General features: G+C 71.7%; 12 protein-coding genes. 2 read left to right on the plus strand and 10 right to left on the minus strand.

Annotated features, from left to right (window positions below):
- Nucleotides 1-105: 105 nt before the first annotated feature.
- Nucleotides 106-963: an RNA-guided endonuclease InsQ/TnpB family protein gene (locus ABEA10_RS11050; protein WP_345461237.1), complete on the plus strand. Its 858-nt coding sequence runs from the start codon at nucleotides 106-108 to the stop codon at nucleotides 961-963.
- Nucleotides 921-1,295: an RNA-guided endonuclease InsQ/TnpB family protein gene (locus ABEA10_RS51070; RefSeq protein WP_425550889.1), complete on the plus strand. Its 375-nt coding sequence runs from the start codon at nucleotides 921-923 to the stop codon at nucleotides 1,293-1,295. Before ABEA10_RS11050 ends, ABEA10_RS51070 begins: the two co-directional genes overlap by 43 nt.
- 43 nt (nucleotides 1,296-1,338) lie before the next feature.
- On the opposite strand, the gene ABEA10_RS11055 is transcribed toward ABEA10_RS51070, so the two are convergent.
- From ABEA10_RS11055 to ABEA10_RS11100, 10 genes are all read right to left on the minus strand, one after another.
- Nucleotides 1,339-2,424, minus strand: coding sequence for a Gfo/Idh/MocA family protein (locus ABEA10_RS11055; protein ID WP_345461240.1), 1,086 nt, complete (start codon nucleotides 2,422-2,424; stop codon nucleotides 1,339-1,341).
- A 2-nt stretch (nucleotides 2,425-2,426) separates the two neighbouring features.
- A complete protein-coding gene (locus ABEA10_RS11060) occupies nucleotides 2,427-3,272 on the minus strand; it encodes an amidohydrolase family protein (RefSeq protein ID WP_345461243.1) in 846 nt (281 codons plus the stop codon).
- A gap of 16 nt (nucleotides 3,273-3,288) precedes the next feature.
- Nucleotides 3,289-3,750, minus strand: coding sequence for a VOC family protein (locus tag ABEA10_RS11065; protein WP_345461246.1), 462 nt, complete (start codon nucleotides 3,748-3,750; stop codon nucleotides 3,289-3,291).
- On the minus strand, nucleotides 3,747-4,940 hold the full coding sequence (locus ABEA10_RS11070) for an ABC transporter permease (RefSeq protein ID WP_345461249.1): 1,194 nt from the start codon (nucleotides 4,938-4,940) through the stop codon (nucleotides 3,747-3,749). The genes ABEA10_RS11065 and ABEA10_RS11070 overlap by 4 nt, the downstream gene beginning before the upstream one ends.
- 91 nt (nucleotides 4,941-5,031) lie before the next feature.
- Nucleotides 5,032-6,543 carry a sugar ABC transporter ATP-binding protein gene (locus ABEA10_RS11075; RefSeq protein WP_345461252.1) on the minus strand — a complete coding sequence of 504 codons (1,512 nt, stop codon included), beginning with the start codon at nucleotides 6,541-6,543 and terminating at the stop codon, nucleotides 5,032-5,034.
- Nucleotides 6,540-7,520, minus strand: a complete 981-nt coding sequence (locus ABEA10_RS11080; protein WP_345461255.1) for a sugar ABC transporter substrate-binding protein — start codon at nucleotides 7,518-7,520, stop codon at nucleotides 6,540-6,542. The genes ABEA10_RS11075 and ABEA10_RS11080 overlap by 4 nt, the downstream gene beginning before the upstream one ends.
- Before the next feature lie 61 nt (nucleotides 7,521-7,581).
- A complete protein-coding gene (locus ABEA10_RS11085) occupies nucleotides 7,582-8,589 on the minus strand; it encodes an alpha-ketoacid dehydrogenase subunit beta (protein ID WP_345461258.1) in 1,008 nt (335 codons plus the stop codon).
- Nucleotides 8,582-9,529 carry a thiamine pyrophosphate-dependent dehydrogenase E1 component subunit alpha gene (locus ABEA10_RS11090; RefSeq protein ID WP_345461261.1) on the minus strand — a complete coding sequence of 316 codons (948 nt, stop codon included), beginning with the start codon at nucleotides 9,527-9,529 and terminating at the stop codon, nucleotides 8,582-8,584. Before ABEA10_RS11090 ends, ABEA10_RS11085 begins: the two co-directional genes overlap by 8 nt.
- Nucleotides 9,522-10,889 (minus strand): class-II fumarase/aspartase family protein, encoded by a 1,368-nt coding sequence (locus ABEA10_RS11095; RefSeq protein ID WP_345461264.1) that lies wholly within the window; start codon nucleotides 10,887-10,889, stop codon nucleotides 9,522-9,524. The genes ABEA10_RS11090 and ABEA10_RS11095 overlap by 8 nt, the downstream gene beginning before the upstream one ends.
- A 3-nt stretch (nucleotides 10,890-10,892) precedes the next feature.
- Nucleotides 10,893-11,651, minus strand: a complete 759-nt coding sequence (locus tag ABEA10_RS11100) for an SDR family NAD(P)-dependent oxidoreductase (protein ID WP_345461267.1) — start codon at nucleotides 11,649-11,651, stop codon at nucleotides 10,893-10,895.
- Nucleotides 11,652-11,856 lie beyond the last annotated feature (205 nt).

The following is an 11,856-nucleotide window of genomic DNA, read 5'->3' on the forward strand; positions in this document are numbered from 1 at the left end:
GGGCCGTTCTCATCTGCTACGTGGCGTGGAGACCCCGGCCTTGCGGCTGGGGTCTAAACGCCGCTCCCTCCTTGGAATGTCGGTGGTGGTGGTTAGCGTGCTGGCATGCGATTTCGGCTTCAGCCCACGCCCGCTCAGGAGGCGGCGTTGCTGGAGCACTGCGCGCACGCCCGATATGTATGGAATCTCGCGTGTGAGCAGCACCTGCATTGGCGGCCGGGGCGGGCGAATGCGCCGCGTTATGCCGAGCAGTCCCGGCAGCTGACCGAGGCCAGGAAAGAGTGTCCGTGGCTGGCGGCGGGGTCCCAGACGGTGCAGCAGCAGGCGTTGCGGGATTTCGCCCAGGCCATGGCGAATTTCTTCGCGGGGATCCATCGGCGTCCAACATGGCGTAAGACGGGCATCCATGAAGGGTTCCGGATCGTCGGACAGCGCGGTAACCACTGGAATGCACGGCAGCTGTCCCGCAAGGTCGGTGAAGTTCGGATCCCGAAGGTGGGCTGGGTACGGTTCCGCTGGTCCCGCGACATCCCCGCCGAGGCCAAGTCGTTTTGGGTCGAACGGGACCGGGCCGGCCGCTGGCACGTCTGCTTCGCGATGATCCCGCCACCGATCGACGGGCCGGGGACTGGCGCGGTCGTCGGTGTGGATCGTGGTGTGGCCGTCTCGGCCGCCCTGTCCACCGGTGAGCTCACCTCGGTGCCGGGCCTGCACGAGACCGAGACCGAACGCCTGGGGCGGCTGCAACGCCGGCTGGCGCGCGCCGCGCCGAGGTCGAACCGGCGCAAGCGCGTCAAGACCGCAATCGCCCGGCTGAAAGCCCGCGAAACCGACCGGCGCAAAGACTGGGCCGAAAAGACCTCCACCGATCTGGCCCGCCGCTTCGATTTCATCCGCCTCGAAGACCTTAGGTCGGCGCCATGGTTCGTTCCGCACGCGGCACGATCACTGCGCCGGGGGTGAACGTGCGGGCCAAGGCCGGGCTCAACCGTTCCATTCACTCGGCCGGATGGGGCCGGCTGGCGAGGCGCCTGGAACACAAAGCCGCCGGCCGGCTCGAGAAGATCAATCCCGCCTACACGTCCCAGACCTGTCATGCCTGTGGGCATCGCGCAGCGGACAACCGTGAGAGCCAAGCGGTCTTTCGCTGTCGCGCCTGTGGGCATGTCGATCATGCGGACGTGAACGCGGCCAAGAACATCGCGGCAGGGCGTGCCGTGACTGCGCGGGGAGCCCTCCAGCCATTGGGCGGGGCTTTGAACCGCGAACCTCAACCAGTTTCCTCCTCTGCATAGGGGAATCGGGTTGGAATCCCCCGCCTTCAGACCGGGGAGGATGTCAAAACGAACCGAGTCTTTCACTCTCTCCCGTCCGCATGGATCGATACAGCGCGTCCATGAGATCGAGGGTACGGAGATTGTCCGCCGCCGTCGTCTCCGGCTCGCCGTCCTCGGCGATCGCGGCCAGCAGCGACCCCATCGGGCCGGCGACGGCGTCGGGCAGCCAGCGCGTGGTCACCGGGTAGGGCAGCCAGCCGTCGGTCGGCAGGGTCCGGCTGTTGACCTCCAGGGTGTCGGGACGCCCGTGCGGGTAGTCGTAGAGCAGCCCGAGCGTTCCCTTGATCGCCCCTTCGGAGCCGTCGATGCGGAAGGCGGCCTCGTAGTCGCCCGTCCGGTTCTCGTGCGTGGCGTGGACCAGCGCGCGTACGTCGCCCGGATAGACCAGCGTGCTCATCGTCCGGGTCTCGCCCTTGGCGAGCTGGCCGGGCGTACGGCTGCCCGTGCAGAACACGCGTTCCGGATCGCCGAGGATCGAACGGATCGCGTCCAGGTAGTGGATCGAGTGGTAGGCGATCTCCAGCCGGTCGGAGGCGACGAGCCAGTCCCACGCGCTCCAGTCGGTGAAGATGTTCACGGTGAACGTCATGGCCGTCGGCTCGCCGATCCAGCCGGCCCGGACCATGGCCCGCGCGGCGGCGATGCCCTCGTCGAAGCGCAGCTGCTGGTTGACCGCGACCTTCACGCCGCGCTCGCGGGCGGCGTCGACCAGCTCGCGGCCGGTGGCGGCGTCGGGCGCGAAGGGTTTCTGGCAGAGCAGGTGCTTGCCGGCCTCGATCGCGGTCCTGGCGATGCCCGGCTGGGCGTCCGGCGCGACCGCGATGTCCACGACGGCCACCCGCTCGTCGGCGAGCAGCTCCTCCAGCGATCCGTAGACCCGCTCGATGCCGTGGTGGTCCGCCGTGGCCCGTGCCTTGCCGGCGTCGAGGTCGAACAGACCGGTGATCTCGAGCCCGGCCGCGCGGTAGGCCGGCAGGTGGGCGACGTCGACGATGGCGCCCGCGCCGACGACGGCGACGGGCAGCCGATGCTCGGGCGGGATGGTGAGGTCGACGGCGGCGGCGATGGGGGCGAAGACGTCGAGCACGGTCAGCTCCCGATGCCGTAGAAGCGCGCGGCGGTGCCGCCCAGGACGGCGGCTCGCTCGGTGTCCGGCAGGTCGCGCAGCAGCACGCCGGTCTCCCTCCATACCTTGGCGTAGTCGCCGGCCAGTGTCGCGACCGGCCAGTCACCGCCGAACATCAGCCGCTCGGGGCCGAAGATCCCGAGCGCGTGGTCGACGTACGGCCGCAGGTCCTCGGCGGTCCAGGTCTCGGGGTCGGCGGCGGTGTTCAGCCCGGAGACCTTGGCGTACACCCCGGGGCACTCGGCGGCGCGGGCGAGGAGCGAGGCCCACGGCTCCCACCCCTTCTCCCTGATCGGCGGCTTGGCGAGATGGTCGATGACCATGCGCAGGCCCGGCACGCGTTCGGCGAGCACCGGCACGTGCTCCAGGTGCCGTGGCAGCACCGCGACCACGTCGAACGGCAGGCCCGCCTCCGCGAGCAGGCCGAGCCCCTCGATCACCGCGTCCTGAACCACCCAGTCGGGGTCGCTCTCGTCGTGGATGAGATGCCGCACCCCGGCGAACTTCGGATGCGCGGCGTACCGCTCCAGGGCCCCGGCGGCCTCGTCCGGGCGGTTCAGCGGCACCCAGCCGACGACGGCGGCGATGACGTCGTCGTGGGCGTCGGCCTGCGCGAGCATCGCGTCGGTGTCGGCGTAGGTGTCGGCGGCCTGCACGAGGACGACGCGGTCCACGCCCGCGGCGTCGAGCTGTGGCAGCACCTCCGGGGGCGCGAAGGTGCGGAAGATCGACCCGGAGGCGGGCGTCAGCCACGGGTAGGAGCCCGTCTCCAGGTTCCAGAAATGCAGGTGAGCGTCGATCACGACCATTCGGCTCTCTCTCCCATCAGGTGGCCGGCGGAGGCTGGACGAGCTCCAGCGTGATGTCGTCGGGATCGAGGAAGTAGCAGGCCGCCCCGCCCGCGTTGACTCCCGCGGTGATCTCGTTCGGGGGTGACACGAACCGCACCCCCGCCGAGGACAGACGGGCGTGCTCCGCCCGTGCGTCCTCGACGGTGAGGGCCAGATGGGCGGCGCCCGGCAGGTGCCGCGCGGGGTCCCGGGGCGCGCCCCGCGGCCGTACGTACTCCACGAGCTCCAGGTCGTGGGTGGAGACGCCGCGAGGCTGGCCGGGCACGGCGAGCTGCGCCACGCGCAGCACCGCGTCGGGATAGCCGACGAGCCGGCGCGTGTAGTCGTTGTCCTGGTCCTGCCGGTGCACGAGGGTGAAGCCGAGCAGATCCCGGTAGAAGGCCACCGACCGGTCGAGGTCCGCGACGGTGAAGGAGAAGTGCCAGACCCCGTTCATCGCAGGGCCTCCTCCTTCTTCGGGCCGGGCGCGGCGGCCCGTGCCGCCGCGCCGCGCCCGCGGGTCTGGCGTTTCCGGCCGGCGATCGTGTAGATCGCGGCGGCCACGATGAGGACCGTACCGACGATGACCCCCTGGTAGTTGGCGCCCAGGTTCAGCACGTTGAAGCCGTTGTCGAGAGTGAAAAGTATCAGCGCGCCGACCACGGACTTCAGCACGCTGCCCACGCCGCCGAACAGCGACGTGCCGCCGAGGATGGCCGCCGCGAGGACGGTCAGCTCGGTGCCGTTCAGGCCGGTCGGGTTGATGGCGAGCAGCTTCGCGGCGAAGAGCACGCCGACGAACCCGGACCCGAGCCCGTTGAGGACGAACGCGCCGATCTTGTACCGGTTGACGTGGATGCCCGACAGGCGGGCGGCCTCGGCGTTGCTGCCCACCGCGTACAGGCGGCGGCCGATCACGGTGTACCGCAGCACGGCCCACGTGACGGCGGCGATGACGATGAGGTAGTAGGTCGGCTTGCTGAGCCGCACCTGGTACCCGAGCAGCGGGTCGAGCGCGATCAGCACGACGCCCGCCGCCACCGCGACGCCGCCCACTCTCCGGTCCTTCCGGCGGACCAGGACGACGGCCCCCGCCACCAGCGCGAGGGCGCCGATGATCGCCAGGAGGTGCGTGAGCGTCCAGTAGCCGGCCTGCAGCGCGATCAGCGACCGCTGCGCGTCGGGGTCCTTGGCGGTGATCGTACGGCCGTCCGTGACGATGAGCACCAGACCGCGGACGGCCGTCATGGTGCCGAGCGTCACGATGAACGCGTTGATGCCCACGAGCTGGACGATCACGCCGTTGACGACACCGCACACGAGACCGGCGCCCAGGGCGATGGCCATGGCCAGCGGCAGCCCGAGCGAGCTGACCAGGCTGAGCGCGGTGGCCGCGGAGAACGCCGCGACCGAGGCGATGGACAGGTCGAAGTTCCCGCTGATCAGCACGACCGTCGTGAAGACGGCGAGGATCGCGACCAGCGACGACTGGTCGAGGATGTTGGTGATGTTGGTCGCCGACAAGTAGCTCGGCCGCCCCATCTGGGCCGACAGGACGGTCAGCACGACGACGATGAGCACGAGGGCGTAGACGACACCGGCGTTGCCGGGCCGGAGGGCGGCGGCCAGCCGCGAGCGGGCCGCCACGAGTGAACCCGACCGAGCGAGCGGAGTGGGGCGCCGAGGTACGAGGCGGCCCGCGAAGCGAGTGAGGAGGGTGAGTGAGCGGTTACGCGGCTCAGTCGTCATCGGGAGCTCCTCCGCCGTCGAAGCCATTGGCGAGCATCAGCAGTTCCTCCTCGGAGGTCTCATGAGCCGCGCGCTCGGCGACGACGCGCCCGTCGCGGACGACGAGAACGCGGGTCGCCACGGCGAGCAGTTCCTCGAACTCGCTGCTCACGATGAGCACGGCGCCGTTCTCGGCGGTGAACCCGCGGATGAGGTCGAGGATGTCGGCCTTGGCGCCGACGTCGACCCCGGCCGTGGGCTCGTCGAGCAGGAAGACCCGGGCACCGCCGTACAGCCACTTGCCGAACACGACCTTCTGCGCGTTGCCGCCGGACAGCTCGGTGACGGCGGCGTCGGGTCCCGGGCAGACGATGCCGAGATCCTCGATGGCCCGGGCGGCGAGCCGCCGCTCGGCCCCTTCCCGCGGCAGGGCCCGGCCCGACGCCAGCGAGCACAGGTCGGGCAGGGAGATGTTCTTCCAGATCGGGAACGCGCCCACCAGGCCCTGCGCGTTCCGGTCCTCGGGGACGAGCGCCATGCCGGCGGCGACGGCCGCACGGGGTCCGCGGCGAACGCGCCGCCCGTCGACGAGCACCTCGCCACGCGCACGCGGGTCGGCCCCGTAGACCGCGTGCAGGATCTCCGACCGGCCGGAGCCGAGGAGTCCGGCGAGGCCGACGACCTCACCGGGCCGTACCTCGAAGGAGACCCGGTGAACGCCGGCCGGCGAGTCGAGATCGCGGACCGTGAGCAACGGCGGGCGGTCGGCCGCGACGGGCGCGGGCATACGGCGTTCGGCGGCGAGCAGGTCCCGGCCGACGATCGCCTGGACGAGCCGGTCCTCGTCGTACGCGGCGGTCTCGCCGTCCTCCACCACGGTGCCGTCCCGCAGCACCGTCACCCGGTCGGTCAGGTCGAGCACCTCGTCGAGGAAGTGCGAGACGTACAGGAACGCGGTGCCCTGCGCGGACAGCCGCCGTACCACGTCGAAGACCACCTGACGCTCGGCGTCGGCGAGCGAGGCCGTCGGCTCGTCCATGACGACGAGTTCGGCGCCGGTGGCCAGCGCCTGGAGGATCGCCACCATCTGCCGCTCGCCGATGGCCAGGTCGGCCACTTCGGCGTCGGGGTCGATCGCGTAGCCCACGCGGTCCAGCAGCCGGTCCAGCTCCGCGCGCCGCCCGCGCTGGAGCCGCCAGGGGCCCGGGCTGCCGAGGAAGACGTTCTCCAGGACCGTCAGCGCCGGCGCCAGCGGCACGTGCTGCATGATCGTGGCGATGCCGGCGTTTCGAGCGGCGCCGGGATTCCTCCAGCGGACCTCCTCGCCCTTCCAGCGCAGCGTGCCGGCCGTCGGAGCGTGCGCACCGGCGATGACCTTGATCATCGTGGACTTGCCGGCCCCGTTGGCGCCCACGAGACCGTGGACGCTGCCGCGCCGGACGTCCAGCCGGGCGTCCCGCAGGGCGACGGTGCCGCTCGGGAACGCCTTGCCGACGCCGTCGAGGGACAGCAGCGTGGTCACCATTGCGGTGTGCAGTCGTTGATGTTGTCCTTGGTGATGACCGGCGTGTCGTAGGTCACGAACGCGGCCTTCTGCTTCTTCTGGCCGGTCAGGTCCTGGTAGAGCGTGTTCAGCGCGAGTTTGCCGAGGTCCTCGGGCTTGAAGCAGACGGTGCCGGCGACCTGGCCCGACTTGATCGCGTCGATGCCGAGCTTGCTGCCGCCGATGCCGATGACCTTCGCCTTGGAGCCGGCGGCCGCGACGGCCTTGGCACAGCCGACCGACATGTCGTCGGACTCGGCGTAGAACAGACCGATGTCGCCGTGGGAGGCCAGCATGTTCTGGCACGCCGACTGGGCCTTGTCCTGAACCCAGTCGCCCGGCTGCCGGGCCACCACGGTGAACGTCCCGCCCTTGGACGCGGCCGCCTGGGGGAAGTCCTGCCAGCGGTTCGTGACCTCGGCGAAGCCCGCCTGGCCCTCCACGACGGCCATCTTCCCGCCGCCGGGCACGATCTTGGCCGCGAGCTGCCCCGCCTGGGCGCCGGCGGCGTACTCATCCTGGGTGGCCAGCGCGACCAGGCTCGGGTAGACGTCCTTGAGCTTGCGCTGCTTGGGATCGCCGACCTGCGAGGCCACGGCGACCGTCGGGATCTTCGCGGCGCTGAGCCGGTCCGCCAGCCCCTGGGCGACACCGGAGTCCACGGGCAGCAGGAGGACGCCGTCCGGCTGCTGGGCGATCAGGTCCTGGACGTCGTTGCTCTGCTTGTCGGCCTTGCCCTGCGCGTCCAGCTCGACGAGCTTGACGCCGAGCGTGGCCGCCTCCTCCTTGATCCCCTTGCTGATCGCCGCGGGGAAGGGGAAGCTCAGGCCGAGGTTCGAGACGCCGATCGTGTAGTGCTTCTTCCCGCCGCCTTGCGCGGGCGTGGAACCGGACGAGCTGCTGCAGGCGGTCACGGCGGCCGCGAGGGCGACCGCGACGAGGAATGGCTTGCGCACGGGTTCTCCTGAGTGGTCAAACGATTGACTATGAAAGCCCCCGAGACTGCGGGACGGCCTGTTACGGCGTCCCTCGGACGAGCGCCCGCAGCTCTCGCGTGATGCGCGCGAGGTCGGGCACGAGCGCCTGCGCCAGGGCCGGCGCGGCGGGCATCCGCGTGTCGGGGGTTCCGACGCGGACCGGCGGAGCCGACAGGGGTACCCCCGACTCCGTGACGCGCGCCACGACCTCGGCGCCGAACCCCCCGGTGACGTTGGCCTCGTGCACGACCGCGAGCCGGCCGGTGCGGGTGGCGCTCGCCGTGACCGCGTCCGTGTCGAACGGGTTGAGCCAGGGCGTCTCCAGCACCTCCACGTCGAGGCCCTCACCGGCGAGGGACTCCGCGGCCTCGAGCACCCGGGCGGTCATCGCGCCCCACGTGACGACCGTGGCGTCGGCGCCGGAGCGGCGGACGCGCGCCCCGCCCATCGGCCCCGGCTCGCCGCCGACCCGCACCTCCTCCTTCGGCCCGAAGTAGAGCGTCCGGTTCTCCACCACCAGCACCGGGTCGTCGCTGTGCACCGCCGTCACCAGCAGGTCGTAGGCGTCCTGCGGCGTGGACGGCATGCAGACCCGAAGGCCCGGGACGTGCAGGAAGAGGGCCTCGAGGCACTGGCTGTGCTGCGCGCACGCGCCCGGCGCGCCGCCCTGCTGGGTGCGGATGGTCAGCGGGGCGCTGAGCCGGCCGTTCGAGACGTACCGGACGTTCGCGGCCTGGTTCACGATCTGGTCGAGGGCGACGAGCGAGAAGTCCGCCCACATGATCTCGACGATCGGGCGCCGGCCCATCATGGCCGCCCCGACCGCGCTGCCGAGGATCGCCGACTCGCTGATCGGGGTGTCGAACGCGCGGGCCCCGTACTGCTTGCGCAGCCCGCGGGTCACGCCGAAGACGCCTCCGGGCTCGCCGACGTCCTCGCCGTAGACCAGGGTCTCGGGGAGTTCCTCCATCAGGCGGTGCAGGGCGGCGTTCACCGCCTCGCCGTAGGAGAGCTTGCGGACCTCACCGGTCCCAGCGGTCTCAGGCATACAGGTGCTCCTTCACGGTCGCCGGGTCGGCGAGCGGCGCCGCCAGGGCGGTACGGGCGGCCGCGTCCGTCTCGGCCCTGGCCCGCGTCTCGACCGCGTCGATCTCCGCGGCGGGAACGCCGTCGGCCAGCAGGCCCTCGCGCAGCCGGGCGATCGGCTCTCTTCGCCGGATCCGGTCCATCTCCCCCGGGCGCCGGTAGGTCTCGGCGTCGCCGATGTAGTGGCCCACGAGGCGTTCGGTCACGCACTCCAGCAGCGTCGGCCCGCCTCCCTCGCGCGCGACCTCCAGCGCGTCACGCATGTGGAACCGGACCGCCTCGGCGTCGTTGCCGTCGACCCGGTGACCGGGCATGCCGTACGCCGCCGCCCGAGCCGCGAGGCGGTCGCTGCGGACCATGTCGGCGATCGGCGTCAGCTCCGAGTAGCCGTTGTTCTCGCAGACGAAGACAACGGGCAGGTCGAAGGCCGCGGCGAAGTTCATCGCCTCGTGCACCGCGCCCTGGTTCATCGCGCCGTCACCGAACACCGTCACCGCCGCGCGGCCGGAGCCGTCGTACCGGCCCGCGAGCGCCGCGCCGCACGCGATGGGCGCGCCCGCGCCGACGATGGAGTTCTCCCCGTGGAAGCCGTGGTCGGCCGCGGTGAAGTAGGCCGAGCCGCCCCGCCCGCCGTTCACGCCGGTGGCCCGGCCCATGAGCTCGGCGAACAGCGGCGTGACGGGCACGCCCCTGGCGATCGCCCAGCCGTGGCCGCGGTACGTCGCGAACAGCGCGTCCTCCGGTTCGAGGGCGTCGCAGGCGCCGACCGGGATGGCCTCCTGTCCGATGCACAGGTGCACGGAGCCGACGATCGACCCCTCGGCCCGCAGGTCGCGCACCTTTTCCTCGAAAGCGCGGATCCGCCACATGGCCAGCAGGTCCGCGAGCCGCCGCTCACTCACCGTCGACACCCTCCTTTCGCCATGCCGCCAGCGCGGCCGTGCAGATCGCCTCGACGTCCCCGAGATAGGAGTCGGGGGTGATGGACAACTCGCCGAGGACCGCCGCGTCGCCGGGGGTGGCCAGCTCTCGCAGGGTCTCCGCCAGCGTCCGGCGCTCGGCCCGGGCCCGGCCGGCCGCCTCGTACACCAGGTCGTGGGCCCGCTCCCGGCCGAGCGCCGGAGCGAGCCGCATCATGTAGGCCTCGGCCATGATCAGTCCGCCCTCGGCGTCGAGGTTGTCCCTCATGGCCTGGGGGAAGACCCGCAGTCCGCCGGCGACCTGCGCGGCGGTGGCCAGCGCGCCGGCGCCGAGCTCCGCGAGCTGCGGCACGACGTACCACTCCACCTGCCACTCCCCCGCCGCCCGCTCATGGCCCGCCTCCATCGCGCGGAACAGGGCCGAGCTGAGCGCTCCGGCGGTGCCGGACATGCCGATGATCGCCTCGCAGCCGATGGGGTTGGCCTTCTGCGGCATCGTGGAGGAGGCGCCGCGGTGGTGACCGCCCGCCTCGCGGACCTCGGCGACCTCCGTCCGGGACAGGTCGACGACCTCACGCGCGAACCGCGCGGCCGTCGCCGTCACCCCCGCGCAGGCGACGCCGAACTCGACGACGCCGTCCCTGGCCACGTGCCATGGCACGTCGGTGGTGCGCAGGCCGAGCCGCAGCGCCATGCCCTTCCGGACCGTGGCGGCCTGCGCGCCCAGCGCCGCGGAGGTGCCGCCGGCGCCGAAGAGCGAGACGATCCGCACGGTCCGCGTGGCGGCCCTGAGCCGCTCGCGCTGCCGCGTCACCTCCGCGAGCAGCACGGCGATCTTGGCCCCGAACGTCGTGGGAACCGCCTGCTGGGCATGGGTACGCGCGGCGATGACGGTGTCCGCGTGCTCCTCGACCAGCCGGGCGAGCGCGTCACCGAACTCCCCGAGCAGCACGAGCAGGCGGTCCAGCGCCTCCCCCATCTGAAGAGACAGGGCACTGTCCATGATGTCCTGGGTCGTGGCGCCGTAGTGGACCCGGCCGTTGGGGCCCTCGGGCAGCGCGGCCGCGATCATCCGGACCAGCGGAAGGATCGGGTACCCCACGTTGACCGCCTCACGCCAGAGGCGCTCCAGGTCGATGTTGGAGAGCACGCACGCTCCGGCGATGGCCTCGGCGTCGCTCTCGGTGAGCACCCCCGCGTCGGCCTGCGCCCGCGCGAGCGCGGCCTCGACCCGCAGCCACGCCGACACGGTGCTCTCGGCGGAGAAGACATCCGCCATGCCGCCGTCGCCGAACAACTCGGGCAGCAGCTTGAAGGTCTGCGTCATCCTCGGCGTCGCCATCCGTCAGTCCATCTCCAGTCCGCCATCGACGTTGAGCGCCTGCCCGGTCACGTACGACGCGAGGTCGCTGACCAGGAACAGCACCACGGACGCGAGCTCCTCCGCTCGGCCGGGGCGGCGCAGCGGCGCCCGGTCGCCGACCTCCTTCAGATAGCCCTGTCCCGCTCCGTCGCCGAACCGCCGGTCCCGGTCGGCGATGATCTCCTCCCACATGGGCGTGAGGAAGACGCCGGGGCACACCGCGTTGACCCGTACCGGCGCGAACGCCTCGGCGGCCGACTTCGTCAGGGACAGCAGCGCGGTCTTGGTGGCCGAGTAGTGCGGGGCGTTCGGCCGTCCGGACCGCGCGGCGACGGAGGCCAGCGTCACGATCGACCCGCGGCCCCGCTCGACCATCCGGCGGCCGACCGCCTGCGTGATCCAGAACGTCGCGTTGAGGTTCACGTCGACGATCCGCCGCCACTCCTGCGGTGACACCTCCAGGAACGGCGTGGTCCGCATGATCCCCGCGCAGTTCACCAGGATGTCCAGCTCGCCGATCCCCTCGACCAGCGCCCTCGCCTGGTCCAGGTCGGCCAGGTCGGCCGCACGGACGCGCGCCCCGAGGCCGGCCGCGCTCGCCGCGACGCGGCCCTCGTCCAGATCGGTGAGGACCAGGTCGGCCCCTGCTTCGGCCAGTGCCCTGGCGCACGCGGACCCGAGACCTCCCGCCGCACCGGTGACCAGTGCCGTACGCCCCGCCAGGTCGATCGCGACCCCCATCCGGGCGTCCTCCTTCGCTCGTTCAAACGATTGACTGGAACGTAACAGCGGCAACAGGACCAAAACAAGGGGGCAGTTGGGGCGTTCGTCCGATTCTCGCCTTCGGCCGCCGGTGGAGGCGGCGAGGTCTTGACGGTTCCGCGGCAACGGGCCACAATCCGGAACGCTCGACCTCAGTCAATCGATTGACCTCCGAGGTGCATTT

The organism is Actinoallomurus oryzae, assembly GCF_039541955.1.
Taxonomy (GTDB): Bacteria; Actinomycetota; Actinomycetes; order Streptosporangiales; family Streptosporangiaceae; genus Actinoallomurus; species Actinoallomurus oryzae.

What these genes read in the sequence shown, in the direction of transcription:
- ABEA10_RS11050 (WP_345461237.1), top strand. Translation starts at nt 106, where the DNA reads ATGCGATTTCGGCTTCAGCCCACGCCCGCTCAGGAGGCGGCGTTGCTG.
- ABEA10_RS51070 (WP_425550889.1), top strand. Translation starts at nt 921, where the DNA reads ATGGTTCGTTCCGCACGCGGCACGATCACTGCGCCGGGGGTGAACGTG.
- ABEA10_RS11060 (WP_345461243.1), bottom strand. Translation starts at nt 3,272, where the DNA reads ATGGTCGTGATCGACGCTCACCTGCATTTCTGGAACCTGGAGACGGGC.
- ABEA10_RS11065 (WP_345461246.1), bottom strand. Translation starts at nt 3,750, where the DNA reads ATGAACGGGGTCTGGCACTTCTCCTTCACCGTCGCGGACCTCGACCGG.
- ABEA10_RS11085 (WP_345461258.1), bottom strand. Translation starts at nt 8,589, where the DNA reads ATGCCTGAGACCGCTGGGACCGGTGAGGTCCGCAAGCTCTCCTACGGC.
- ABEA10_RS11095 (WP_345461264.1), bottom strand. Translation starts at nt 10,889, where the DNA reads ATGGCGACGCCGAGGATGACGCAGACCTTCAAGCTGCTGCCCGAGTTG.
- ABEA10_RS11100 (WP_345461267.1), bottom strand. Translation starts at nt 11,651, where the DNA reads ATGGGGGTCGCGATCGACCTGGCGGGGCGTACGGCACTGGTCACCGGT.